The 25,098-nt window shown below is 41.7% G+C and carries 23 protein-coding genes and 1 pseudogene; 22 read left to right on the forward strand and 2 right to left on the reverse strand.

The window, feature by feature from the left end; genetic code table 11:
* The first annotated feature begins 3 nt into the window (after positions 1 to 3).
* The 14 genes from rpsK (at position 4) to D8863_RS00435 (ending at position 12,227) form a co-directional block, all read left to right on the forward strand.
* Positions 4 to 387: a 30S ribosomal protein S11 gene (gene rpsK, locus D8863_RS00370; protein ID WP_001118385.1), complete on the forward strand. Its 384-nt coding sequence runs from the start codon at positions 4 to 6 to the stop codon at positions 385 to 387.
* A 42-nt stretch (positions 388 to 429) separates the two neighbouring features.
* A complete protein-coding gene (locus D8863_RS00375; RefSeq protein ID WP_125440759.1) occupies positions 430 to 1,365 on the forward strand; it encodes a DNA-directed RNA polymerase subunit alpha in 936 nt (311 codons plus the stop codon).
* A gap of 11 nt (positions 1,366 to 1,376) precedes the next feature.
* Positions 1,377 to 1,763 carry a 50S ribosomal protein L17 gene (gene rplQ, locus D8863_RS00380; protein WP_000331493.1) on the forward strand — a complete coding sequence of 129 codons (387 nt, stop codon included), beginning with the start codon at positions 1,377 to 1,379 and terminating at the stop codon, positions 1,761 to 1,763.
* A gap of 263 nt (positions 1,764 to 2,026) precedes the next feature.
* Positions 2,027 to 2,293 carry an ACT domain-containing protein gene (locus D8863_RS00385; protein ID WP_000644107.1) on the forward strand — a complete coding sequence of 89 codons (267 nt, stop codon included), beginning with the start codon at positions 2,027 to 2,029 and terminating at the stop codon, positions 2,291 to 2,293.
* A gap of 9 nt (positions 2,294 to 2,302) precedes the next feature.
* A complete protein-coding gene (locus D8863_RS00390) occupies positions 2,303 to 3,640 on the forward strand; it encodes a PFL family protein (RefSeq protein WP_125440760.1) in 1,338 nt (445 codons plus the stop codon).
* A 236-nt stretch (positions 3,641 to 3,876) separates the two neighbouring features.
* The gene (locus D8863_RS00395; RefSeq protein WP_125440761.1) at positions 3,877 to 4,569 is read left to right on the forward strand and encodes a histidine phosphatase family protein; all 693 of its coding nucleotides are present in this window, start codon (positions 3,877 to 3,879) and stop codon (positions 4,567 to 4,569) included.
* Positions 4,570 to 4,728: 159 nt separating this feature from the next.
* The gene (leuS, locus tag D8863_RS00400; RefSeq protein ID WP_125440762.1) at positions 4,729 to 7,230 is read left to right on the forward strand and encodes a leucine--tRNA ligase; all 2,502 of its coding nucleotides are present in this window, start codon (positions 4,729 to 4,731) and stop codon (positions 7,228 to 7,230) included.
* Positions 7,231 to 7,489: 259 nt separating this feature from the next.
* Positions 7,490 to 7,903 (forward strand): YjdF family protein, encoded by a 414-nt coding sequence (locus D8863_RS00405; RefSeq protein WP_125440763.1) that lies wholly within the window; start codon positions 7,490 to 7,492, stop codon positions 7,901 to 7,903.
* 494 nt (positions 7,904 to 8,397) lie between these two features.
* Complete coding sequence (locus tag D8863_RS00410) at positions 8,398 to 9,264, forward strand: ABC transporter ATP-binding protein (protein ID WP_084872443.1); 867 nt, start codon at positions 8,398 to 8,400, stop codon at positions 9,262 to 9,264.
* Positions 9,264 to 10,106 (forward strand): ABC transporter permease, encoded by an 843-nt coding sequence (locus D8863_RS00415; protein ID WP_000880495.1) that lies wholly within the window; start codon positions 9,264 to 9,266, stop codon positions 10,104 to 10,106. The genes D8863_RS00410 and D8863_RS00415 overlap by 1 nt, the downstream gene beginning before the upstream one ends.
* Positions 10,107 to 10,124: 18 nt before the next feature.
* Positions 10,125 to 10,580, forward strand: coding sequence for a LytTR family DNA-binding domain-containing protein (locus tag D8863_RS00420; RefSeq protein WP_000701934.1), 456 nt, complete (start codon positions 10,125 to 10,127; stop codon positions 10,578 to 10,580).
* 9 nt (positions 10,581 to 10,589) lie between these two features.
* On the forward strand, positions 10,590 to 11,009 hold the full coding sequence (locus D8863_RS00425; protein ID WP_000825485.1) for a DUF3021 domain-containing protein: 420 nt from the start codon (positions 10,590 to 10,592) through the stop codon (positions 11,007 to 11,009).
* A gap of 94 nt (positions 11,010 to 11,103) precedes the next feature.
* The gene (locus D8863_RS00430) at positions 11,104 to 11,799 is read left to right on the forward strand and encodes a GNAT family N-acetyltransferase (RefSeq protein WP_125440764.1); all 696 of its coding nucleotides are present in this window, start codon (positions 11,104 to 11,106) and stop codon (positions 11,797 to 11,799) included.
* Between the two features lie 11 nt (positions 11,800 to 11,810).
* The gene (locus tag D8863_RS00435; protein ID WP_125440765.1) at positions 11,811 to 12,227 is read left to right on the forward strand and encodes a GNAT family N-acetyltransferase; all 417 of its coding nucleotides are present in this window, start codon (positions 11,811 to 11,813) and stop codon (positions 12,225 to 12,227) included.
* 594 nt (positions 12,228 to 12,821) lie between these two features.
* Here the strand turns inward: D8863_RS00435 and D8863_RS00440 are convergent.
* Together D8863_RS00440 and D8863_RS00445 are read right to left on the reverse strand one after the other, a co-directional pair.
* The gene (locus D8863_RS00440) at positions 12,822 to 13,700 is read right to left on the reverse strand and encodes an AraC family transcriptional regulator (protein ID WP_125440766.1); all 879 of its coding nucleotides are present in this window, start codon (positions 13,698 to 13,700) and stop codon (positions 12,822 to 12,824) included.
* A gap of 53 nt (positions 13,701 to 13,753) precedes the next feature.
* Positions 13,754 to 14,974, reverse strand: a pseudogene (locus D8863_RS00445) (L-lactate MFS transporter).
* Between the two features lie 218 nt (positions 14,975 to 15,192).
* Between D8863_RS00445 and D8863_RS00450 the strand changes: the two are divergent.
* The 8 genes from D8863_RS00450 to D8863_RS00485 all read left to right on the forward strand — a co-directional run bounded on the left by D8863_RS00450 (position 15,193) and on the right by D8863_RS00485 (position 25,008).
* Positions 15,193 to 15,801 (forward strand): NADPH-dependent FMN reductase, encoded by a 609-nt coding sequence (locus D8863_RS00450; protein WP_125412409.1) that lies wholly within the window; start codon positions 15,193 to 15,195, stop codon positions 15,799 to 15,801.
* Between the two features lie 25 nt (positions 15,802 to 15,826).
* Positions 15,827 to 18,238, forward strand: a complete 2,412-nt coding sequence (locus tag D8863_RS00455; protein ID WP_125440767.1) for a flavocytochrome c — start codon at positions 15,827 to 15,829, stop codon at positions 18,236 to 18,238.
* Between the two features lie 287 nt (positions 18,239 to 18,525).
* Positions 18,526 to 19,524: a Holliday junction branch migration DNA helicase RuvB gene (gene ruvB, locus D8863_RS00460; RefSeq protein ID WP_000086804.1), complete on the forward strand. Its 999-nt coding sequence runs from the start codon at positions 18,526 to 18,528 to the stop codon at positions 19,522 to 19,524.
* A complete protein-coding gene (locus D8863_RS00465; protein WP_125440768.1) occupies positions 19,505 to 20,089 on the forward strand; it encodes a nucleotidyltransferase family protein in 585 nt (194 codons plus the stop codon). The genes ruvB and D8863_RS00465 overlap by 20 nt, the downstream gene beginning before the upstream one ends.
* Positions 20,090 to 20,295: 206 nt before the next feature.
* The gene (uppS, locus tag D8863_RS00470) at positions 20,296 to 21,054 is read left to right on the forward strand and encodes an undecaprenyl pyrophosphate synthase (RefSeq protein WP_125440769.1); all 759 of its coding nucleotides are present in this window, start codon (positions 20,296 to 20,298) and stop codon (positions 21,052 to 21,054) included.
* 8 nt (positions 21,055 to 21,062) lie between these two features.
* Complete coding sequence (locus D8863_RS00475) at positions 21,063 to 21,866, forward strand: phosphatidate cytidylyltransferase (RefSeq protein WP_125440770.1); 804 nt, start codon at positions 21,063 to 21,065, stop codon at positions 21,864 to 21,866.
* Between the two features lie 15 nt (positions 21,867 to 21,881).
* The gene (gene rseP, locus D8863_RS00480; protein WP_125440771.1) at positions 21,882 to 23,138 is read left to right on the forward strand and encodes an RIP metalloprotease RseP; all 1,257 of its coding nucleotides are present in this window, start codon (positions 21,882 to 21,884) and stop codon (positions 23,136 to 23,138) included.
* A gap of 16 nt (positions 23,139 to 23,154) precedes the next feature.
* Positions 23,155 to 25,008 carry a proline--tRNA ligase gene (locus D8863_RS00485; protein WP_125440772.1) on the forward strand — a complete coding sequence of 618 codons (1,854 nt, stop codon included), beginning with the start codon at positions 23,155 to 23,157 and terminating at the stop codon, positions 25,006 to 25,008.
* Positions 25,009 to 25,098: the final 90 nt, after the last annotated feature.

Raw genomic sequence — 25,098 nt, forward strand, 5'->3', positions numbered from 1 at the left:
GTCTTGGCTAAACCAACACGTAAACGTCGTGTGAAAAAGAATATCGAATCTGGTATTGCTCATATTCACGCTACATTTAATAACACTATTGTTATGATTACTGATGTGCATGGTAATGCAATTGCTTGGTCATCAGCTGGTGCTCTTGGTTTCAAAGGTTCTCGTAAATCTACACCATTCGCTGCTCAAATGGCTTCTGAAGCTGCTGCTAAATCTGCACAAGAACACGGTCTTAAATCAGTTGAAGTTACTGTAAAAGGTCCAGGTTCTGGTCGTGAGTCAGCTATTCGTGCGCTTGCTGCCGCTGGTCTTGAAGTAACAGCAATTCGTGATGTGACTCCAGTGCCACACAATGGTGCTCGTCCTCCAAAACGTCGCCGTGTATAATCATCGCATTACACTGCTTTTCGTTTAAGAGGGAGTAACTAAATGATTGAGTTTGAAAAACCAAATATAACAAAAATTGATGAAAATAAAGATTATGGCAAGTTTGCAATCGAACCACTTGAACGTGGCTACGGTACAACTCTTGGTAACTCTCTTCGTCGTGTACTACTAGCTTCTCTACCAGGAGCAGCAGTGACATCTATCAACATTGAAGGTGTCTTGCATGAGTTCGACACAGTTCCAGGTGTTCGTGAAGACGTGATGCAAATCATTCTGAACATTAAAGGGATTGCAGTGAAATCATACGTTGAAGACGAAAAAATCATTGAACTGGACGTTGAAGGTCCTGCTGAAATTACAGCTGGAGACATTTTGACTGACAGTGATATTGAGATTGTAAATCCAGATCATTATCTCTTTACAATCGGTGAAGGTTCTTCTCTAAAAGCGACAATGACTGTTAACAGTGGTCGTGGATATGTACCTGCTGATGAAAACAAAAAAGATAATGCACCAGTTGGAACACTTGCTGTAGATTCTATTTATACACCAGTTACAAAAGTCAACTATCAAGTAGAGCCTGCTCGTGTAGGTAGCAATGATGGATTTGACAAATTAACCCTTGAAATCTTGACTAATGGAACAATTATTCCAGAAGATGCTTTAGGGCTTTCAGCACGTATCTTGACAGAACATCTTGATTTGTTTACAAATCTTACTGAGATTGCTAAGTCAACTGAAGTGATGAAAGAAGCTGATACTGAATCTGACGATCGTATTTTGGATCGTACGATTGAGGAACTGGACTTGTCTGTGCGTTCATACAACTGTTTGAAACGTGCCGGTATCAATACTGTGCATGATTTGACAGAAAAATCTGAAGCAGAGATGATGAAAGTACGAAATCTTGGACGCAAGAGTTTGGAAGAAGTGAAACTCAAACTCATTGACTTGGGTCTTGGATTAAAAGATAAATAAAGGAGGAATACATGGCTTACCGTAAACTAGGACGCACTAGCTCACAACGTAAAGCAATGCTTCGCGATTTGACAACTGACCTTTTGATCAACGAATCAATCGTAACAACTGAAGCTCGTGCTAAAGAAATCCGTAAAACTGTTGAAAAAATGATTACTCTAGGTAAACGTGGTGATTTGCATGCACGTCGTCAAGCAGCTGCTTTCGTACGTAATGAAATCGCATCTGAAAACTATGATGAAGCAACTGATAAGTACACTTCTACTACAGCACTTCAAAAATTGTTCTCAGAAATCGCACCTCGTTATGCTGAACGTAACGGTGGATACACTCGTATCCTTAAAACTGAACCACGTCGTGGTGATGCTGCGCCAATGGCGATCATCGAATTAGTATAAAATCATCAATTTTGTTGAGTGTTATGATGATGGAGTCTTGTGCTCTTAGTCTAGCTCTGGTCTACCGCTGGGACTTCAGTCCTAGCGGGAACACTCATCATCATTTGATAGGGTAGACGCTTGTTTACGAAATTGTTTTTTTCTTAAGAACAACTTCGTAAGCAGGCGTTTTTTAGTATTTTCTATGGAAATATGCTATACTAGGGAAAAAGAAAATCAAAAACGTTCAGTTTTTCTAAAAATCGTAGAAATGGGGTATAAGGATGAAGGCTATTATTACAGTGGTTGGTAAGGATAAGGCTGGGATTGTTGCAGGCGTGTCTACTAAGATTGCAGACTTGGGTTTGAATATTGACGATATTTCTCAGACGGTGTTGGATGAATACTTTACTATGATGGCGGTCGTTTCTAGTGACGAAAAACAGGATTTCACTTATCTACGAAATGAGTTTGAAACTTTCGGTCAGGCCTTGAATGTCAAAATCAATATTCAAAGTGCGGCGATTTTTGACGCTATGTATAATATCTAGGAGGTGGATATGGATATTAGACAAGTTACAGAAACCATTGCCATGATCGAGGAGCAGAACTTCGATATCAGAACCATCACCATGGGGATTTCCCTTTTGGACTGTATTGATCCAGATATCAATCGTGCTGCTGAAAAGATTTACCAAAAAGTCACCACTAAAGCTGCAAATCTAGTGGCTGTAGGAGATGAAATTGCTGCGGAACTAGGGATTCCTATTGTTAATAAACGGGTATCGGTGACTCCGATTTCTTTAATTGGTGCTGCGACTGATGCGACAGACTATCTTGTTTTGGCAAAGGCTCTTGATAGGGCTGCTAAGGAGATCGGTGTTGACTTTATTGGTGGATTCTCAGCTTTGGTACAAAAAGGCTACCAAAAAGGAGATGAAATTCTCATCAATTCTATCCCACGCGCTCTAGCTGAGACAGACAAGGTTTGTTCGTCCGTCAATATCGGCTCGACCAAGTCAGGTATCAACATGACTGCGGTCGCTGATATGGGACGTATCATCAAGGAAACAGCTGCACTGTCAGATATGGGTGCGGCCAAGTTGGTCGTATTTGCTAATGCTGTTGAGGACAATCCTTTTATGGCAGGGGCTTTCCATGGTGTTGGGGAAGCAGATGTTATCATCAATGTTGGCGTTTCAGGTCCTGGTGTGGTCAAGCGTGCCTTGGAAAAAGTTCGTGGACAGAGCTTTGATGTAGTAGCGGAAACAGTCAAGAAAACGGCCTTCAAGATTACTCGTATCGGTCAATTAGTTGGTCAGATGGCCAGCGAGAGACTGGGTGTTGACTTTGGGATTGTAGACCTAAGCTTGGCGCCAACTCCTGCAGTTGGTGATTCTGTGGCACGTGTCCTTGAGGAAATGGGCCTAGAAACAGTTGGTACGCATGGGACAACGGCTGCCCTCGCTCTTTTGAATGACCAAGTTAAGAAGGGCGGAGTGATGGCTTGTAACCAAGTCGGTGGCTTGTCAGGTGCTTTTATCCCCGTTTCTGAAGATGAGGGGATGATTGCTGCGGTGCAAGATGGCTCTCTGAATTTAGAGAAACTAGAAGCCATGACGGCTATCTGTTCTGTTGGACTGGATATGATTGCCATTCCGGAAGATACGCCTGCTGAAACCATTGCAGCTATGATTGCGGATGAGGCGGCCATTGGTGTGATTAACATGAAAACAACGGCTGTCCGTATTATTCCAAAGGGCAAAGAAGGCGATATGATTGAGTTTGGTGGTTTGCTAGGGACAGCTCCAGTTATGAAGGTCAACGGGGCTTCGTCTGTTGATTTCATCTCTCGCGGTGGGCAAATCCCAGCTCCAATCCATAGTTTTAAAAATTAATAAAAAAGCGAGAGGATTTAAGTTGAGTTTAAGGATGACTGTGTATACTATAATCATTAAATAAAGACCTCCTAACTTTATTTAATAGAAATCCTAAACTTTTTCATAATAATCTCCTAGGGAAGCTACCATGAGGGTAGCTTTTCTTTTGGATAATTTACAAATGTTGGCTTTGCTTTTGAAAGCCAAATATTTCTTTGATCCATGATATAATAGAAGAAAATGGAGGATAGAAAATGTCTAAAGTAAGATTGTACTTGGTCCGTCATGGGAAAACGATGTTTAACACCATTGGACGTGCTCAAGGATGGAGTGATACACCTTTGACTGCAGAAGGTGAGTTGGGAATCCATGAACTGGGAATTGGCTTGAGAGAGTCTGGTTTACAATTTGACCGCGCTTATTCCAGTGATTCAGGGCGCACCATTCAAACTATGGGAATTATCCTAGAAGAACTTGGCTTGCAGGGGAAAATCCCTTACCGCATGGACAAGCGCATCAGAGAGTGGTGCTTTGGTAGTTTTGATGGGGCCTATGATGGGGACCTCTTTATGGGCTTGATTCCGAGAATTTTCAATGTAGACCATGTTCATCAGTTGTCCTATGCAGAGCTAGCAGAAGGTCTAGTTGAGGTCGATACAGCAGGCTGGGCTGAAGGTTGGGAAAAACTCAGTGGTCGAATCAAGGAAGGCTTTGAAGCGATTGCCAAAGAAATGGAAGAACAAGGTGGGGGCAATGCTCTCGTCGTGAGTCATGGAATGACTATTGGGACCATTGTTTACCTGATCAACGGCATGCATCCGCATGGTTTAGATAATGGTAGCGTGACGATTCTTGAATATGAGGACGGTCAGTTTAGCGTAGAAGTTGTTGGTGACCGTAGCTATCGAGAGCTCGGACGTGAGAAGATGCAAGAAATAAAAAATTGATAGAAGTTAGCTCCAAGTGGGAGCTAATTTTTTTCCTGTTAAATAAGTTGGATTTGCGACTCAGTATTTCTTGTTATCCAAGTCTAAAAGAACATTTCTCGTCTTTCAAATTCCCCCAAAAATGGTATAATAGTAACATCACAAAATTGGAGAGAGACCATGAGTTTTTACAATCATAAAGAAATTGAGCCTAAGTGGCAGGGCTACTGGGCGAAACATCATACATTTAAGACAGGAACAGATGCATCAAAACCGAAGTTTTATGCTCTCGATATGTTCCCATATCCGTCTGGAGCGGGTCTGCACGTAGGACACCCAGAAGGCTACACTGCAACCGATATCCTCAGCCGTTACAAACGTGCGCAAGGCTACAATGTCCTTCACCCAATGGGATGGGATGCCTTTGGTTTGCCAGCTGAGCAATACGCTATGGATACGGGGAATGACCCAGCAGAATTTACAGCGGAAAACATTGCCAACTTCAAACGTCAAATCAACGCGCTTGGATTCTCTTATGACTGGGATCGTGAAGTTAACACAACAGATCCAAACTACTACAAGTGGACTCAGTGGATTTTCACTAAGCTTTACGAAAAAGGCTTGGCCTATGAAGCGGAAGTGCCAGTAAACTGGGTTGAAGAGTTGGGAACAGCCATCGCTAACGAAGAAGTCCTTCCTGACGGAACTTCTGAACGTGGTGGCTATCCCGTTGTCCGCAAACCAATGCGCCAATGGATGCTCAAAATTACGGCCTATGCAGAGCGCTTGCTTAACGACTTGGATGAGTTGGATTGGCCAGAGTCTATCAAGGATATGCAACGCAACTGGATTGGGAAATCAACTGGTGCCAATGTAACTTTCAAAGTGAAAGGGACTGACAAGGAATTCACCGTCTTTACCACTCGTCCTGATACTCTTTTCGGTGCGACCTTCACAGTCTTGGCTCCTGAGCATGACTTGGTTGACGCCATCACAAGCCCAGAGCAAGCTGATGCAGTTGCAGACTACAAACACCAAGCTAGTCTCAAGTCTGACTTAGCTCGTACCGACCTTGCCAAGGAAAAAACAGGAGTTTGGACTGGTGCTTATGCTATCAACCCTGTCAATGGCAAGGAAATCCCAATCTGGATTGCAGACTATGTTCTTGCTAGTTATGGAACAGGTGCTGTCATGGCCGTGCCTGCCCATGACCAACGTGACTGGGAATTTGCCAAACAGTTTGGTCTTCCAATCGTAGAAGTGCTTGAAGGTGGTAATGTGGCAGAAACTGCCTATACTGAAGATGGTCTTCATGTTAATTCAGATTTCCTAGATGGCCTTAACAAAGAAGACGCTATTGCTAAAATTGTGGCTTGGTTGGAAGAGAAAGGTTGTGGACAAGAGAAGGTTACCTACCGTCTCCGCGACTGGCTCTTTAGCCGTCAACGTTACTGGGGTGAGCCAATCCCAATCATTCATTGGGAAGATGGGACTTCAACAGCTGTTCCTGAAAGTGACTTGCCACTTGTTCTGCCTGTAACCAAGGACATTCGCCCTTCAGGTACAGGGGAGAGTCCATTGGCTAACTTGACCGACTGGCTTGAAGTGACGCGTGAAGATGGTGTCAAAGGTCGTCGTGAAACCAACACCATGCCACAATGGGCTGGTTCAAGCTGGTACTACCTCCGCTATATTGACCCTCATAACATTGAGAAATTGGCTGATGAGGATCTCCTCAAACAATGGTTGCCAGTGGATATCTACGTGGGTGGTGCAGAACACGCCGTTCTTCACTTGCTTTACGCTCGTTTCTGGCACAAATTCCTCTATGACCTTGGTGTTGTTCCAACCAAAGAACCATTCCAAAAACTCTTTAACCAAGGGATGATTTTGGGGACAAGCTATCGTGACCACCGTGGGGCTCTTGTGGCAACTGACAAGGTTGAAAAACGTGACGGATCCTTCTTCCATGTGGAAACAGGGGAAGAGTTGGAGCAAGCACCAGCCAAAATGTCGAAATCCCTCAAGAATGTTGTTAACCCAGACGACGTAGTGGAACAATACGGTGCTGATACCCTTCGTGTTTATGAAATGTTCATGGGGCCACTCGATGCTTCCATCGCTTGGTCAGAAGAAGGTTTGGAAGGAAGCCGTAAATTCCTTGACCGTGTTTACCGTTTGATTACAAGTAAAGAAATTGTTGCGGAAAATAATGGTGCTCTTGACAAGGTTTACAATGAAACAGTCAAATCTGTTACTGAGCAAATCGAATCCATGAAATTCAACACAGCCATTGCCCAACTTATGGTCTTTGTCAACGCTGCCAACAAGGAAGACAAACTCTATGTGGACTATGCCAAAGGCTTTATCCAATTGATTGCCCCATTTGCACCTCACTTGGCAGAAGAACTCTGGCAAACAGTTACAGCAACAGGTGAGTCCATCTCTTACGTGGCTTGGCCAACTTGGGACGAAAGTAAATTGGTTGAAGACGAAATCGAAATCGTCGTCCAAATCAAAGGAAAAGTTCGTGCCAAATTGATGGTTGCTAAAGACCTATCACGCGAAGAATTGCAAGAAATTGCTCTGGCTGACGAAAAAGTCAAAGCGGAGATTGACGGTAAGGAAATCGTGAAGGTGATTAGTGTCCCTAATAAACTCGTTAATATCGTCGTTAAATAACGAGTTTATTAGCTCTATCTTGCCACCTTCAATAGTCCACTGGACTATTGAAGCCAACTAAATTGGTTAATATTGTTGTGAAATAAGATAGGAATCCTTCAGAGTAGAATCTGGAGGATTTTTAAATTGGATTATGCTATAATAGTCCCAACTAAGATAAAAACACAGTTCTGGTTGGTAGTCCAGACGTAGGCAAGCCTATCAGTAACCTTCCTCCTTGGTTGTCCATTCTTAGGGATAGATTTAAGGAGGTGCTGTCGTGGAAATCGTTTCAATTGGCTTGACAGTTTATTTTGAAGATGGATTTTGGCATGGATTGTTTGAACAAGAGTATGAGGGAACTTATCAAGTTTGTCGTGTGACATTTGGTCAGGAACCAAAACAGGATGAAATTTTGAAACTTTTACAGACTCAGTTTGTTCGGTTATCTTTTAGTCCAGAGGCAACAGTCAAACAGCATGTAAAGATTAAGAATCCGAAGCGTCTGCAGCAAGCTGTAAAGAAACAGGTGAAGCAGAAAGTTTCTTCTAAGTCACAAGAACTTTTACAGTTGCAGTTTGAGGAACAAAAAAAGCATTCAAAACAACAGTCTAGTCTCCAAAAGCAATTGCTCAAGCAAGAGAAATTTGAACGCAAACAGCAAAAACGTAGAGAGAAGCACAAGGGGCACTAGTAGCTTTCTCTTTCATAAAATAGAACAGCTCTTCTTGGATAACAAGAGCTGTTTTTGCTTGTATTGAAGATTTCTTTCCTAATAGATAGACTTATCGTTAATGGCAGTTTCAAATTCAGGACCATACTTGCTTACTTCAAATTTAATCCTGCCCCATTCAGCATTTTCATTTTACTAGAAGGGAGTGTGTGCTATGATTTCTGATTCATTTTTTATTGTTTGGTTTAGCTAGAACAATACTATTGACTCTTGGATTTTTCTGCCGGATGCTATAAAACACCTCTTTTATAGCACATGTTTAAAAATATAATGTGTGGTTGTAAGTGATTTTAAACTTCCTCTAGTGATTCGACAGGAGAAAAACGAGCCTGCTCTACTTTAATTTAACCCCCATTATTTTACCACTTGGCCTTTCATTTTAACTGCTTATCTCAAAAGTCGATTTTTCTTTCATACTTTTTGTTAAACTAGTGAGGTAAAGAGGAGGGGAAAATATGATTTTACAAGCTAAACATTTGACTAAACGGTACGGCAATCATATGGCTGTCGATGATATTCAGTTAGAGTTTGAAAAAGGAAGTTTCAATGCTATTTTGGGACCCAATGGTGCAGGGAAATCAACCACCATTTCCATGTTAATCGGTTTGAAAAAGCCGACACAAGGTCAGATTCGATATGCGCCAAATACGAAAATCGGGGTGGTTTTTCAAGCTAGTGTACTGGATGAGATGTTGACGGTTAGGGAAAATCTCACGATTCGTGCTCAACAGTATAAGGAGATTGCGGCAAGTCGTGTGGATGATTTGATTCATCAACTGGGTTTGACTGCTTTCCAGAAACAACTATATGGGACTTTGTCAGGTGGGCAAAAACGTCGGGTTGATATTGCGCGTGCTCTTCTTTCGCGACCAGATATTCTTTTCTTGGATGAACCAACGACAGGTCTTGATATTCAAACTCGCAAATCCATCTGGGATCTACTGTATCGACTACAAAAGGATGAAGGGATGACCATTATCTTAACGACTCATTATCTGGATGAAGCAGATGAAGCGGATCAGATCTATATCGTTGATCATGGGAAAGTGATTGCGCAAGGTTCTGCGACTGCTATTAAAAGCCAGTATGCATCTAATATCCTAAAAATTCGTTTTAAGGAAATGAAGGATCTAGAAAAATTGCTACAGACTGGAATGACAGTAGAGGAAGAAAATGAGTTGGAATATCTTTTTTATCCAAGGACGTCACAGGAAGCCATTGAATATTTGGCAAAAGTTCGAGAAGAAATTGATTCTTTTGAGTTTCGTCCGGGCACTATGGATGATGCCTTTATTGCACTTACAGGAAGAGAGGTTCGCTAATGCTAGCTTTATTGAAACGGAATTTTATCTTATATTTTCGTAATCGTTCGGGAGTATTTTTCTCATTATTGGGGGCATTGATTTCCTTCCTCCTTTATATCATTTTTTTGCAGAAGAATTTGACGGATTCTTGGTCCCAACTCCCTAATAGTACGAACCTTTTAAACAACTGGCTGATGGGTGGGACCTTGGCTGTGACTGGGATGACAACCAGTTTTACGGCTCTTAAACAAATGGTTCAGGACCGCGAAAATCAAGTGGATCAAGATCTTTTCTTGACAGATTTAGGTAACTGGGCCTTACAGGCGTCCTATCTAATCAGTAGTATTGTCATTTCTTTTGTCATGCAGGTGTTTATGTATGCTGTTATGAGTTTTTATTTTAAAGAGAGCCCAGTTATCAGCTATTTACCGGAAATCGCTTTGATTATGTTGTTAAGCAGTCTGCTTTCAAGTCTGGTAAATGTTCTCTTGATTTACCGTTTTCAATCTGTAGATAGCCTTGGTAAACTGGCAACGATAGTGGGAACTGCTTCTGGATTTTTAGTAGGAACTTATATCCCCATTGGAGTATTACCTGATTCTGCACAGCTTTTCATGAAATGTACCCCTGCAACTTATATTGCTTCTCTCTATCGACAAGTCTTGATGAAAGAGCGGTTAGAGATCGCATTTTCAGGAAATAACAGTCTGTTACAGGAATTTCAAGAAAAAATGGGAATTCAAATTAACTGGCAAGAACTATTGACAAAGGAAGAAACATACTTTATAGTGGTTATTATCAGTCTCGTCGCTATTCTTCTTTGGATGTTATTTGTTAAAGTGTTTAGCAAGAGAAAATAAAGATGTATTGGAGAGAAAATGAAGATTCGTTTTGAAATGAAGACAGAGTTTTCAGAAAAAGACCCACACATTTTAATTCAGGCAGCTCAGTTAACCGACCAAGCAAGAGAGGTCATGGAGTATTTAGAACAATTTTCAACGACTAATCATGTGGTTATTCCTATTCGAACGGATGATCATCTGGTTATGGTGAAAATTGAGGATCTTATTCTAGTAGATATCGATAAGAATTTGTTGACCATTTATACGGTAGATGGGATTTATAAAACTAAGGAAACATTGACAAACTTTCAGAATCGAATTAATCGACGTAACTTTATACAGATATCACGTCATTCAGTTATAAACATTGACCATTTAGAGTCATTATCGGATAGCTTTTCAGGGAACATGATGGCTAAGATGACTCGGGGTCTCAAATCGAGTGTGAGTCGGAAATACGTTAAGTCCTTAATGGATTATCTAGGTTTATAGGAGAAAATCATGAAGCGATTGATTGCTTATTTTGTATCGGGAATGCGTACGGCCTCCTTTGTTTATTTGAGTTTGGTGTTATTGGCTCAGTTTTATTCAGGTATTACCTATCCTGCACCAACGACAAAAAATATTCTAGCTTTGTTTTTGATGAGTGGAATTATGGGGGTATTGACCTTAATCCTTGAAAGGCTAGAGTTTCTTGCTTATAGTATGCGTGTAGGAGTTCATTTGTTAGCGACAGCTACTATTTTAGTATTGACCTACCTATTTTTTGGCTGGGGTTCAGCATTGTTGAGTCCCTTGCTTTGGTTCTTTTTCTTATTAATTTATGGACTGATATGGTTGTACCAGATCTGGCAAACTCACAAGCTCGCCCAACGAATTAATCAAGCCTTAGAAGATAAAAGAAAGAAAACGAATCACTAATGTAGTGTTGAGGATGAAGTTTGGGGAGAGTGCTAGTTTCCATATAGAGCAAATTATGATATAGTATTTTCAGCGTAAAACAAGGAGAAAAACGATGCCAGTAAATGAATATGGTCAGATGATTGGTGAGTCAATGGAAGGTTATACTTCAGGTGAATTGCCTTCCATTGATTTTTTAGAAGGACGTTATGCTCGAATCGAGGCGCTCTCGGTGGAAAAGCATGCGGAGAATTTATTAGCTGTTTATGGTCCAGATACACCTCGGGAGATGTGGACCTACCTCTTTCAGGAACCAGTGGCAGATATGGAAGAACTGGTTACCGTCTTAAATCAGATGTTGGCTCGTAAGGACCGTTTTTACTATGCGATTATAGACAAGGCAACTGGTAAGGCTTTGGGAACTTTTTCTCTCATGCGAATTGATCAGAATAACCGAGTAATAGAAGTGGGAGCTGTCACTTTTTCACCAGCACTTAAGGGGACGAGGATGGGGACAGAGGCTCAATATCTCCTAGCTCGCTATGTTTTTGAGGAGCTCAACTATCGTCGCTATGAGTGGAAATGCGACGCTCTAAATTTGCCATCCAGACGAGCTGCGGAACGTTTGGGCTTTGTCTATGAAGGGACCTTCCGTCAGGCAGTCGTTTATAAGGGACGTACACGTGATACGGATTGGCTCTCTATGATTGATAAGGACTGGCCTCAAGTTAAAGCTCGTTTGGAAGCATGGCTGGCTCCTGAAAATTTTGATAAAAATGGACGGCAGTACAAGAGCTTGAGAGAATTCTGAGAGGTATTGAGATGATGACTATTAGAATGCAAGAAATTGTTAAGCTAGAGGATGTTTTGCATCTCTATCAGGCAGTTGGATGGACAAATTATACACATCAACCTCAGATGTTGAAGAAAGCCTTGTCTCACTCCTTAGCAATTTATCTGGCACTTGATGGTGATGCCGTGGTGGGCTTGGTCCGTTTAGTCGGAGATGGTTTTTCATCGATTTTTGTCCAGGATTTGATCGTTTTGCCTAGCTATCAGCGCCAAGGGATTGGTAGCAACTTGATGAAAGAGGCTTTAGGTGACTTCAAAGATGCCTATCAAGTCCAACTAGTGACCGATCAGACAGAAAAAACCTTGGGATTCTATCGATCTCTGGGATTTGAAACCTTATCTACTTATGACTGTACAGGAATGATTTGGGTGGATCGAAAAAGATAAAAAAATATTTTTTCTTAAGTAAAGTTTAAGTATCCTCTTGTATCATATAGTTATTAAATAAAGACCTCCTAATACTCTTCGAAAATCTCATCAACCTTCGTTAGAGTCGACTTAGCTAACTATAGTTATGCTTGCGCCTATCTGCCTAGTCTGATTTCGATTTTCATTGAGTACCCTTTATTTAATGAAATCCCAAACTTTTCTTTTTCATCATAATCTCCTAAAGAAGTCACCCAATCAGGTGGCTTTTTTATGACTTGGGGAGGAAAAATCCATTTGAAAAAAATTTTTTAAAAAATAATAAATCAGAGAAAAAGTTAAGTTAGCTTTAAGATTCATCTTGTATTATATAACCATTAAATAAAGACCTCCTAATACTCTTCGAAAATCTCACCATACTTCGTTAGAGTCGACTTAGCTAACTATAGTTATACTTGCGTCTATCTGCCTAGTCTGATTTCGATTTTCATTGAGTACCCTTTATTTAATGAAATCCTAAACTTTTCTTTTTCATAATAATCTCCCTAAAGAAGCCACCCAATCAGGTGGCTTTTTTGTTTGAAAAAACTCCTTAGAAAGACTAAGGAGAAAGAATCATGTTTTCTTTTTAAGTTGTTGGTTTCGATACTGTCTAGGTGTTAAGTAATAGTGCTGCTTAAATTGACGGTTGAAGTTTGAAATGTTGGTGAAACCGACCTGGCTTGCAATTTCTTGAATGTTGAGGTTGGTTTGGACGAGTTTTTCACAGGATTTCTCAAGACGTAACTGGAGCAGGTAGTCCATACAACTGGCTCCAGTATGTTGCTTGAAAATACTCATAAAGTGATTTTTACTATATCCAAATGTTGCAGCTAGTTGCTCGATATGAATGGCTTCTGAGTAGTGCTGTTCAAGGTAACAAATCACTTCTTTTAGTTTTTGGTATTTTTGGTAGGTATCATCTGTATAGTGTCGATTGACATATCGATACTTAAAGAGAAGATGAAGCAATTCGTATAGTTTAGATTTTATGAGTAGGTCGTAGTATATGCCTTTTTCTTCAAGGATAGAAAAGAGGGAAAGAAGGCAGGATTGAATTTGATCATAGGCCTTATCGCCTGGTGATATTTGAGGAGTGAGGCAAAAGTGACCAGAGTGGAGGGGTTGGATATAGCGTTGGCTAAAGCTGTCAATTTGACTTCTACCAAGATAATCTAGATGAATCCGAAATCTGGTAGAAAATAGTTCTTGATCTTTGTGAGAATAGATAGCATGGAGAGAGGTCGGTTGGATAAGAAAAATATCTCCTTCACGACTTTCAAAGTGTTCTGAGTTGATATGAACGATAGCAGAACCCTTTGTAACGTAAATAATCTCTAGCTCAGGATGACAATGATAGATTGTGTCAGGAGACGTTTTGGATAGGATTTGTTTTTCAAAATCATATGGGAAGTCAGATGGGTTATCTCGTAAGAAACGTGAACGGTCTGCCATGGTAAATCCTCCCAATATTCTATTACTACTTTTATTATACCAAAAAAACTTCCTTATCTAGGAAGTTTTCGAGTTTTAAGCTTTCTTTTCATATAAAAAATAGTAAGCATAAGTCCAATGAAGGCCAAAGCGATAGCAACATAAAAAGCTACACTATAATTTCCATTATTAGCCATTGCCATTTGAACTGCGACTTTTGGAGCGAAAAATGCTGCTAAAGAATATCCAGTGAAGACGATACCGTAGTTGACTCCTTGATTTACAGGACCGTAATTTTCCATGACGATAGATGGGAAGACCCCCATAACACCACCAAAGCAGATACCAAGTCCTATAATTCCTAAGGTAAACCCAAATTGACCAGGAACGATTGTTAGGGAGAATAAAGCTAGGACAATGACAGAATAGATAATCAATAAGGTCTTTGAACGGCCGATTTTATCAGAAAGTGATCCCCAGATAAAACGACCACTAGAGTTTGCGATTGAATAAAGAGAGACATAGAGAGCTGCAGTGCCTGCAGAGAGTCCAAACATTGATTGACCGATTGGTGATGCTTGAGAGGCAATCATCAAACCAGAAAAGGCGCCAACAAAGAACATGCTAATGATAATGTAAAACAGAGGACTTTGTAGCATTTGTTTCCAGTTTTTATTAGTAGGTCCTTGCTTAGTTTGTACTGGAGCTTTCCAGCCTGCTGGTTGGTAGCCGCTTGGAGCTGCCTTGATAAAGAAAATTGCACAGATGATAACAACAATATAGACTAGCCCAATTGTACGAAAAGCAAAGAAGGCATCTTGTTGTTGAATGAGATTGCTCGCGACTGGGGAAGCGATGACTGCGGCAAATCCCATGCCGCCTGTCAGAATTCCAGAGGCTAAGCCACGTTTATCAGGGAAGAGACGAAGTGAATTGGAGAGGGCACCCGAATAGGCAAAACCTTGACCAAGCCCGGCCATTAATCCATAGGTCAAATAAAGCATGGCTGGTGAATTGGCATAGCCGGTTAAGTAAAATCCGCTAGCAAATAGAAGAGCGCCGAGGGCGATGGTCTATTTTACATAACCTTTGTCAACTAAATAACCTCCGAGAATCATGGGGATAGGGCCGATTGCAGAGTTGATAGCAAATGCTAACATAATATCTGACATGGACCAGCCTGTTGAACTGCTAAGTGGTCCGGCAAAAACAGAAAAGGAATAGACGGCACCTGTGCAAAGAAGAATGACTGTAGACGCGACTAAAATCCGCCACCGATTGAATGTCTCTTTCATAAAAACATCCTCCTTAAATGTATATTTTTTCACCAAGACTATATCATAGTTAAGGAAGCTGGTCAATAGTTTATGAAGATATTTTGTTAATTTTTTCACGAACTTGTACTAAAGTACGATAATCTGATAGAATAACACGGTCTTTATTATCAAGGATTTACAAGATTTTCTAAAGTAGTATAATGAAAGTAGATTAAATAAATGAAAGGGGTACCAAGATGAAACTAGTTGCTATCGTTGGAACCAATTCAGATCGCTCAACCAATCGGAAACTCTTGAAATTTATGCAAAAGCACTTTTCGGATAAAGCCGACATTGAGGTATTGGAAATCAAACAATTGCCAGCATTTAACGAACCTGAGGACAAGCAAGCGCCAGCTGAAGTTCAAGCTTTTTCAGAAAAAATTCTTGTCGCAGATGGTGTGATTATTTCAACACCTGAGTACGACCACACGATACCAGCACCTTTGGCCTCTGCTTTGGAGTGGATTGCTTATACCAGTCGTGCTTTGGTTAACAAACCAACGATGATTGTCGGTGCTTCTCTTGGCTTGCTAGGAACATCTAGAGCGCAGGCACATTTACGTCAGATTTTAGATGCGCCGGAGCTTAAAGCAAGAGTTATGCCTGGTACAGAGTTCTTTCTAGGTCATTCTGAGCAAGTCCTAGATGATGAGTGTCATTTGAACAATCCTGAAAAGGTTGCAGAACTAGAAGAACATTTTTCAGAGTTTCAAAATTTTGTTGAACTAACAAAGGCTTTGGTCAAACCAGAAGATACAAATCGTAAGAAATCTTTCATTTGGGAAGAATGGTTGAAAGCATAAGTATTTCAAGAAAGGAGAACAATCCATGAAATTAGTAGCTATTGTTGGGACTAATGCAAAAAAATCCTATAATCGCAACCTCTTGCAATTTATGAAAAGACATTTTGCTCAGAAAGCGGATATTGAGATTTTAGAGATAATAGATGTACCAATGTTCAATGAAACAGATGATCAAACAGATACACCTATTATTCAGAAGTTTAATCAAGCTATTTCAGAAGCTGATGGTGTCATTATCTCGACACCCGAGCACAATCATACGATTCCATCAAGTTTGAATAGCTTGCTCGAGTGGTTGTCCTTTAACATTCATCCACTAGACGGAAAGCCGACCATGATTGTCGGAGCTTCTTACGATATTCAAGGTTCTTCACGTGCCCAACTTCATCTTCGTCAGATTCTGGATGCTCCTGGGGTAAATGCAACAGTTATGCCAGGTAGTGAGTTTTTACTTGGTCGAGCGCATCGAGCATTTGATGATAATGGAGATTTGATTGATGAGCGAACCGTTGATTTCCTAGATAGTTGTTTTTATCGCTTCCTTCGCTTTGTATCTATTGCAAACCAACTAAACCTTCCTGAAGAAGTTCGCTTTGAACCGGGGACTTACCATGTTACAACTGAAGGCCATAATGGTAAATTACCGATGGATGTCACGGTTTCTGAGGATCGTATTGAAAAAATTGAAATCGATTCTTCTGGAGAATCTTCAGGAATCGCAGATGTCGTCTTTACCCGTATTCCAGCAGAAATCATTGAGGGACAAACCTTAAATGTTGATGCGGTATCAGGAGCTTCTGTGACTTCAAATGGTGTTTTAGATGGAGTTGCGCGTGCAGTCAAACAAGCCGGTGCAAATCCAGATGTTTTACGCAAGCGTTCAAAAGCGCCATCTGCCCTAGATAAAGAAGATAAAACCTATCAGGCAGACGTTGTCATCGTCGGAGGCGGAGGAGCTGGATTAGCTGCAGCCGCTGCAGTCTTACAAGCTGGTAAGAAGCCAATTGTTGTTGAGAAATTTCCTGCAATTGGAGGAAATACTGTTCGTGCAGGTGGTCCAATGAATGCACCAGATCCAGCATGGCAAGGAACCTTCGCAGCTCATCCAGGTGAGGCTCATACGCTTCAAGAATTGATTGCGACAGATGAATCAACGATTGATCCAGAATATTTAGAGGACTTTAGAGCCTTGAAAGTTGAGGTTGAGCAGTATTTGCAGGACCCGAGCTATTTGTTTGACTCTACCTTACTCTACCGTATCCAAACCTATATCGGTGGGAAACGAAAAGATTTACAAGGAAATGAAATTCATGGCCAATACGATTTGGTTTCTGTATTAACCGAACGAGCCCTAGAGTCTGTTCGTTGGTTGGAAGACATTGGCGTTGAATTTGTTCGTAGTGAAGTGACAATGCCAGTTGGAGCCCTTTGGCGTCGTGGCCATAAGCCGGTTCAACCAATGGGGTATGCCTTTATATCTGTCCTACAAAAATATGTTCTAGAACATGGTGGCAAGATCTTGACGGACTCTCCAGTTAAAGAATTGCTTGTAAAAGACGGGGCTGTCAAGGGTGTCAGAGCAGAAGGTCGAAACGGTCAAACCATCATTGTCAATGCAGATGCCGTTGTTCTAGCTTCTGGAGGATTTGGTGCCAATACAAAGATGCTACAAAAATACAATACCTACTGGACTGAAATTGCAGATGATATTGCTACATCTAATACACCAGCTGTAACAGGAGATGGTATTCTTTTAGGGCAAAGTGTAGGTGCAGATTTAGTGGGTATGGGCTTTAGTCAAATGATGCCAGTATCTGATCCAGTGACAGGAGCTCTTTTCTCAGGACTTCAAGTTCCTCCAGCAAACTTCATCATGGTAAATACTGAAGGGAAGCGCTTTGTAGATGAGTACGGTAGCCGAGACAAGCTATCTCAAGCGGCGATTGATAATGGAGGCTTGTTCTATCTAATTGCAGATGAACGTATCAAGGAAACTGCCTACAATACTAGCCAAGAAAAAATCGATGCCCAAGTCAAAGCAGGTACTCTCTATCGTGCAGATACGATAGAAGAGTTGGCGGTTCAGATTGGTGTGGATCCACAAGTTCTAGTGGAAACGATTAAGAATTACAATTCCTATGTAGATGCAGGTTTTGATCCTGAATTTAATAAAGGTAGTTTTGATCTCAAGTGTGAGGTTGCGCCATTTTACGCAACACCGAGAAAACCAGCCGTTCACCATACAATGGGTGGACTCAAGATTGATACTTCAACACACGTTTTAAATGAAAATGGTCAGATTATCCCTGGTTTGTATGCTGCCGGAGAAGTCGCAGGTGGACTCCATGCAGGTAACCGTCTAGGAGGAAATTCACTTACGGATATCTTTACTTTTGGACGTATTGCAGGTCAAACAGCTGTTAAAGAAAATTGTTAGTGATTGATTTAAAAATTAAGGGAATTTTAAGTCTCCTTGTGTATCATATAGTTATTAAATAAAGACCTCCTAATACTCTTCGAAAATCTCACCATACTTCGTTAGAGTCGACTTAGCTAACTATAGTTATGCTTGCGTCTATCTGCCTAGTCTGATTTCGATTTTCGTTGAGTACCCTTTATTTAATGAAATCCTAAACTTTTCTTTTTCATAATAATCTCCCTAAAGAGGCCACCCAATCAGGTGGCTTTTTTGTTTGTGGCTTGGATTTTTGATATAATAGAGCCATGAGTAGAATTTTAGATAATGAAATCATGGGGGATGAGGAGTTGGTAGAACGTACCCTCCGTCCCCAGTATTTACGTGAATATATTGGGCAGGATAAGGTCAAGGACCAGCTGCAAATCTTTATCGAGGCTGCCAAAATGCGGGATGAGGCACTGGACCATGTTCTTTTATTTGGTCCTCCAGGTCTCGGGAAAACAACCATGGCCTTTGTTATTGCCAATGAACTGGGAGTCAATCTCAAGCAAACGTCTGGTCCTGTCATTGAAAAAGCGGGGGATCTAGTAGCGATTTTGAATGATTTGGAGCCTGGAGACGTTCTCTTTATTGATGAGATTCATCGCTTGCCCATGTCGGTGGAAGAGGTGCTTTATAGTGCCATGGAGGACTTCTACATTGACATCATGATTGGGGCTGGAGAGGGCAGTCGCAGTGTTCATTTGGACTTGCCACCATTCACCTTGATTGGTGCAACGACACGTGCGGGGATGCTCTCAAATCCTCTGCGGGCACGTTTTGGGATTACAGGTCATATGGAATACTATGCCCACGCTGACTTGACGGAAATTGTTGAGCGGACAGCAGATATTTTTGAGATGGAAATCACCCATGAGGCAGCTTCGGAGTTGGCCTTACGCAGTCGAGGAACTCCTCGTATCGCCAATCGTCTCCTCAAGCGCGTGCGCGACTTTGCCCAGATTATGGGAAATGGGGTTATCGATGATGTCATTACCGATAAGGCTTTGACCATGTTAGATGTAGACCATGAAGGCTTGGACTATGTGGATCAAAAGATTCTTCGTACCATGATTGAGATGTACGGTGGTGGTCCTGTCGGTTTAGGAACTCTTTCTGTTAATATTGCCGAGGAGCGTGAGACAGTCGAAGATATGTACGAACCTTACCTGATTCAGAAAGGTTTCATCATGCGAACTCGTTCTGGACGGGTGGCAACGGCTAAGGCATATGAGCATTTAGGTTATGAATACAGTGAAAAATGAGCAAGAAATTCTAGATGCTTTCAGAGGAAATCCAGATATGATGACCATTCTGACCATCATTCGTGATCTTGATCTGAAAGACTCGTGGTTGGCAGCAGGTTCTGTCAGGAATTTCATCTGGAATCTCTTGTCAGACAAATCGCCTTTTGATAGTGAGACGGATGTGGATGTGATTTTCTTTGATCCAGATATTTCTTATGAGGAAACAGTATCCCTAGAGAAAAAGCTGAGAGAAGATTTTCCTCAGTATCAGTGGGAGTTGAAAAATCAGGTCTATATGCATCTGCACAGTCCCCACACTGCGCTTTACACGAGTTCTCGTGATGCCATGAGTAAGTATCCCGAACGCTGTACAGCGATAGGACTCCGCTTGCATGCCGACGCAACTATAGAGCTCTTTGCGCCCTATGGTCTAGAGGATATTTTGAATTTTCAGGTATTCCCAACTCCTCATTTTTTAGAGAATGAGGACCGAATGAAACTCTATCAAGAACGCTTGTCCAAGAAAAATTGGCAAGAAAAATGGAAAAATCTCACTTTCTCAAAAAACTTAAGAAAAATTTAAGTTAGGGACGGTATACTAGGTTCATAAGTTAAGAGGAACTTAACTTAAACTCCTAAAACTTTTTCATAATAATCTCCCTATAAAATTAAGTCGCCCAATCAGGCGGCTTATTTTTTGTCTGTACGGAGAGCTAATAACTTAGCAATAGAAGAAAATAGGGAAATATGGTATAATGAAACGATAGATTTTTGAATAGGAATAAGAACATGTTTGGATTTTTTAAGAAAGATAAAGCTGTAGAAGTTGAGGTTCCAACACAGGTTCCTGCTCATATTGGCATCATCATGGATGGGAATGGCCGCTGGGCTAAAAAACGGGTGCAACCACGGGTTTTTGGCCATAAGGCGGGAATGGAAGCCCTCCAAAAGGTGACCAAGGCAGCTAATAAGATGGGAGTTAAGGTCATCACGGTTTATGCCTTTTCAACGGAAAATTGGACACGCCCAGATCAAGAAGTCAAGTTTATCATGAACTTGCCCGTTGAGTTTTATGACAACTACGTCCCTGAATTGCATGCAAATAACGTTAAGATTCAGATGATTGGAGAGACGGACCGTTTGCCTAAGCCGACTTTTGAAGCTTTGAAAAAAGCAGAGGAGTTGACCAAGAACAATACGGGTTTGATTCTCAATTTTGCGCTCAATTATGGTGGTCGTGCTGAAATTACGCAGGCTCTTAAGGGCTTGGCTCAAGATGTTCTAGATGCTAAAATCAACCCTGGTGATATCACAGAAGATATGATTGGGGACTATCTTTTCACGCAACACCTGCCAAAGGATTTGCGGGATCCGGATTTGATTATCCGTACGAGTGGTGAGTTGCGTTTGAGTAATTTTTTGCCATGGCAAGCAGCCTATAGCGAACTTTACTTTACGGATACCTTGTGGCCTGATTTTGATGAAGCCGCCTTGCAGGAAGCTATTGCTGCTTTTAACCATCGCAATCGCCGTTTTGGAGGAGTTTAGGAGAAGATATGACCAAGGATTTACAAAAGAGAACATTGTTTGCGGTATTGGCCCTGGCGATTTTCCTTCCAGTCTTGTTTGCGGGAGGGCTCTTGTTGCAGATAGGGATTGGCTTGTTAGCCATGCTAGGTGTCCATGAACTCTTGCACATGAAGGGGCTAAAGACTATGACCATTGAGGGCGCTTTGACTCTTTTTGCGACCTTCGCTCTCACAGTTCCTTTAGAAAATTACCTAACATTTTTGCCTGTTGATGGGAATGTGGTTGCCTACAGTGTTTTGATTACCATAATGCTAGGGACGACCGTTTTCAGTAAAAGCTATACAATTGAAGATGCCGCTTTTCCAATTGCTGTGAGCTTTTATGTTGGTTTTGGCTTTAATGCCTTACTAGATGCTCGGGTGGCAGGTTTTGACAAGGTACTTTTGGCCCTTTTTATCGTTTGGGCGACAGATAGCGCAGCCTACCTGACAGGGATGAATTTTGGTAAACATAAGTTGGCACCAAGAGTTTCTCCTAATAAGAGTATTGAGGGCTTTGTCGGGGGTATTCTAGGTGCGGTACTGATAACGGTAATCTTCATGCTAGTAGATAGCACAGTTGCTCTTCCTTATGGGATTTATAGAATGAGTCTCTTTGCTGCCTTCTTCAGTGTGGCAGGTCAGTTTGGTGACTTGATTGAGAGTGCCATAAAACGCCATTTCGGTGTTAAGGATTCTGGAAAATTTATCCCTGGACATGGCGGTGTGTTGGATCGCTTTGACAGCATGCTGATTGTGTTTCCAATGATGCACTTATTTGGCCTGTTTTAAAGAAAGGAATATTGAATGATTGGATTGCTAACCTTTATCCTCGTTTTTGGGATTATTGTGGTGGTGCATGAGTTTGGACATTTTTATTTTGCCAAGAAATCAGGCATTTTAGTTCGTGAATTTGCCATTGGTATGGGGCCCAAGATTTTTTCCCATATCGGTAAGGATGGCACGGCTTATACCATTCGAATCCTTCCTCTAGGAGGCTATGTTCGTATGGCAGGCTGGGGTGATGATGCGACAGAAATCAAGACAGGAACTCCAGTCAGTTTAACACTTGCTGATGATGGTAAGGTCAAACGGATCAACCTCTCAGGGAAGAAACTGGATCAAACAGCTCTTCCTATGCAGGTAACCCAGTTTGACTTTGAAGACAAGCTCTTTATCAAGGGTTTGGTCCTGGAAGAAGAAAAGACTTTTACAGTGGATCATGATGCAACGGTTGTTGAAGAAGACGGAACCGAAGTGCGCATCGCTCCTTTGGATGTACAGTATCAAAATGCTTCTATCTGGGGGAAGCTCATCACCAACTTTGCAGGTCCTATGAATAACTTTATCTTAGGTGTTGTTGTTTTTTGGATCTTGATCTTTTTGCAGGGTGGTGTTAGAGATACTCAGACCAATCTCTTTCATGTCATGCCAGAGGGAGCTTTGGCTAAGGTGGGTGTGGCTGAAACCGCCCAAATTACCAAGGTCGGCTCGCATGAGGTTAAAAATTGGCAAGACTTGACTCAGGCTGTGGAAGCAGATACCAAGGACAAGACAGCCCCGACCTTGGATGTGACCATTTCTGAAAATGGTAGTGAAAAGCAAGTTACTGTGACGCCAGAAGAAAATCAAGGACGTTATATTCTTGGGGTTCAACCGGGAGTCAAATCAGACCTTCTATCCATGTTTGTTGGTGGATTTACAACTGCTGCTGACTCAGGACTTCGCATTCTTTCGGCTCTGAAAAACTTGATTTTCCATCCAGATTTGAACAAACTCGGCGGTCCCGTTGCCATTTTTAAGGCAAGTAGCGATGCTGCTAAAAATGGAATTGAGAATGTCCTCTATTTCCTAGCCATGATTTCCATCAATATCGGGATTTTTAACTTGATTCCGATTCCGGCTTTGGATGGTGGAAAGATTGTGCTCAATATCCTAGAGGCTATCCGCCGGAAACCCCTTAAACAAGAAATTGAAACCTATGTCACCATGGCTGGTGTAGTTATGATGGTTGTCTTGATGCTAGCTGTGACCTGGAATGACATTATGCGACTCTTCTTTTAGATAATCGAGGAATATTATGAAACAAAGTAAAATGCTAATCCCAACGCTTCGCGAAATGCCAAGCGATGCTCAAGTTATCAGCCACGCCCTTATGTTGCGTGCTGGTTATGTTCGTCAAGTTTCTGCCGGTGTATATTCTTACCTACCACTCGCTAACCGTGTGATTGAAAAGGCTAAGAATATCATGCGCCAAGAGTTTGATAAGATTGGTGCGGTGGAGATGTTGGCTCCTGCACTTCTCAGTGCTGATCTTTGGCGTGAATCAGGTCGTTATGAAACCTATGGTGAAGACCTTTATAAACTGAAAAACCGTGAAAAGTCAGACTTTATCTTAGGTCCGACACACGAAGAAACTTTTACAGCTATTGTTCGTGACTCTGTGAAATCTTACAAGCAATTGCCACTCAACCTTTACCAAATCCAACCGAAATACCGTGATGAAAAACGTCCACGTAACGGACTTCTCCGTACGCGTGAGTTTATCATGAAAGACGGATATAGTTTCCATGCTAATTACGATAGTTTGGACGTGACTTATGACGAGTACAAGGCGGCCTACGAACGTATTTTCACTCGTAGTGGCTTGGACTTCAAGGCTATCATCGGTGATGGTGGCGCCATGGGTGGTAAGGATAGCCAAGAATTTATGGCCATCACACCTGCTCGTACAGACCTTGACCGCTGGGTTGTCTTAGACAAGTCAGTTGCCTCATTTGACGAAATTCCTGCAGAAGTGCAAGAAGAAATCAAGGCAGAATTGCTCAAATGGATGGTTTCTGGTGAAGACACCATCGCCTACTCAAGTGAATCTAGCTATGCGGCTAACTTAGAAATGGCAACAAACGAGTACAAACCAAGCAACCGTGTCGTTACGGAAGAAGAAGTAACTCGAGTGGAAACACCAGGTGTTAAATCTATTGACGAAGTCGCAACCTTCCTTAACATCCCAGAAGAACAAACAATCAAAACCCTCTTCTACATGGCAGATGGTGAGCTTGTTGCAGCCCTTCTAGTTGGAAATGACCAACTCAATGAAGTTAAGTTGAAAAACCACTTGGGAGCAGATTTCTTTGACATTGCGAGTGAGGAAGAAGTCGCAAGTGTCGTCCCAGCAGGCTTTGGTTCGCTTGGACCAGTTGCTTTGCCAGAAAATGTGAAAATCATTGCTGACCGCAAGGTGCAAGATGTTCGCAATGCTGTTGTGGGGGCTAACGAAGATGGCTACCACTTGACGGGTGTGAACCCAGGTCGTGACTTTACTGCAGAATACGTAGATATTCGCGAAGTTCGTGAGGGTGAAATTTCACCAGACGGACAAGGCGTTCTTAACTTCGCCCGTGGTATTGAGATTGGTCATATTTTCAAACTCGGAACTCGCTACTCAGCAAGCATGGGTGCAGATGTTTTGGATGAAAATGGCCGTGCTGTGCCAATCATCATGGGATGTTACGGTATTGGTGTTAGCCGTCTTCTCTCAGCAGTTATGGAGCAACACGCTCGCCTCTTTGTCAACAAAACGCCTAAAGGGGAATACCGTTATGCTTGGGGAGTTAACTTCCCTAAAGAATTGGCGCCATTTGATGTGCACCTGATCACTGTCAATGTCAAGGACGAAGAAGCGCAAGCCTTGACAGATAAACTTGAAGCCAACTTGATGGAGGCTGGTTACGAAGTCTTGACAGATGACCGTAACGAACGTGTCGGAGTGAAGTTTAGCGATAGCGACTTGATTGGTCTTCCAATCCGTATCACTGTTGGGAAGAAAGCGACTGATGGTATCGTAGAAGTTAAGATTAAGGCGACTGGTGACACCATCGAAGTTCATGCAGACAACTTGCTTGAAACCCTTGAAATCCTCAGCAAGAAATAAAAACTATAATCAGAAGAAAAACAAGGCAAAAATGTAACTAGTTTTTACCTTGTTTTTTCTATATAATGGGAAAAATGAATAAACGAAGAG

The organism is Streptococcus oralis, assembly GCF_003943825.1.
In the GTDB taxonomy this organism is placed as follows: Bacteria; Bacillota; Bacilli; order Lactobacillales; family Streptococcaceae; genus Streptococcus; species Streptococcus oralis_CD.

What these genes read in the sequence shown, in the direction of transcription:
- D8863_RS00375 (WP_125440759.1), top strand. Translation starts at nt 430, where the DNA reads ATGATTGAGTTTGAAAAACCAAATATAACAAAAATTGATGAAAATAAA.
- rplQ (WP_000331493.1), top strand. Translation starts at nt 1,377, where the DNA reads ATGGCTTACCGTAAACTAGGACGCACTAGCTCACAACGTAAAGCAATG.
- D8863_RS00385 (WP_000644107.1), top strand. Translation starts at nt 2,027, where the DNA reads ATGAAGGCTATTATTACAGTGGTTGGTAAGGATAAGGCTGGGATTGTT.
- D8863_RS00390 (WP_125440760.1), top strand. Translation starts at nt 2,303, where the DNA reads ATGGATATTAGACAAGTTACAGAAACCATTGCCATGATCGAGGAGCAG.
- D8863_RS00395 (WP_125440761.1), top strand. Translation starts at nt 3,877, where the DNA reads ATGTCTAAAGTAAGATTGTACTTGGTCCGTCATGGGAAAACGATGTTT.
- leuS (WP_125440762.1), top strand. Translation starts at nt 4,729, where the DNA reads ATGAGTTTTTACAATCATAAAGAAATTGAGCCTAAGTGGCAGGGCTAC.
- D8863_RS00410 (WP_084872443.1), top strand. Translation starts at nt 8,398, where the DNA reads ATGATTTTACAAGCTAAACATTTGACTAAACGGTACGGCAATCATATG.
- D8863_RS00415 (WP_000880495.1), top strand. Translation starts at nt 9,264, where the DNA reads ATGCTAGCTTTATTGAAACGGAATTTTATCTTATATTTTCGTAATCGT.
- D8863_RS00420 (WP_000701934.1), top strand. Translation starts at nt 10,125, where the DNA reads ATGAAGATTCGTTTTGAAATGAAGACAGAGTTTTCAGAAAAAGACCCA.
- D8863_RS00425 (WP_000825485.1), top strand. Translation starts at nt 10,590, where the DNA reads ATGAAGCGATTGATTGCTTATTTTGTATCGGGAATGCGTACGGCCTCC.
- D8863_RS00430 (WP_125440764.1), top strand. Translation starts at nt 11,104, where the DNA reads ATGCCAGTAAATGAATATGGTCAGATGATTGGTGAGTCAATGGAAGGT.
- D8863_RS00435 (WP_125440765.1), top strand. Translation starts at nt 11,811, where the DNA reads ATGATGACTATTAGAATGCAAGAAATTGTTAAGCTAGAGGATGTTTTG.
- D8863_RS00440 (WP_125440766.1), bottom strand. Translation starts at nt 13,700, where the DNA reads ATGGCAGACCGTTCACGTTTCTTACGAGATAACCCATCTGACTTCCCA.
- D8863_RS00450 (WP_125412409.1), top strand. Translation starts at nt 15,193, where the DNA reads ATGAAACTAGTTGCTATCGTTGGAACCAATTCAGATCGCTCAACCAAT.
- D8863_RS00455 (WP_125440767.1), top strand. Translation starts at nt 15,827, where the DNA reads ATGAAATTAGTAGCTATTGTTGGGACTAATGCAAAAAAATCCTATAAT.
- ruvB (WP_000086804.1), top strand. Translation starts at nt 18,526, where the DNA reads ATGAGTAGAATTTTAGATAATGAAATCATGGGGGATGAGGAGTTGGTA.
- D8863_RS00465 (WP_125440768.1), top strand. Translation starts at nt 19,505, where the DNA reads ATGAATACAGTGAAAAATGAGCAAGAAATTCTAGATGCTTTCAGAGGA.
- uppS (WP_125440769.1), top strand. Translation starts at nt 20,296, where the DNA reads ATGTTTGGATTTTTTAAGAAAGATAAAGCTGTAGAAGTTGAGGTTCCA.
- D8863_RS00475 (WP_125440770.1), top strand. Translation starts at nt 21,063, where the DNA reads ATGACCAAGGATTTACAAAAGAGAACATTGTTTGCGGTATTGGCCCTG.
- rseP (WP_125440771.1), top strand. Translation starts at nt 21,882, where the DNA reads ATGATTGGATTGCTAACCTTTATCCTCGTTTTTGGGATTATTGTGGTG.
- D8863_RS00485 (WP_125440772.1), top strand. Translation starts at nt 23,155, where the DNA reads ATGAAACAAAGTAAAATGCTAATCCCAACGCTTCGCGAAATGCCAAGC.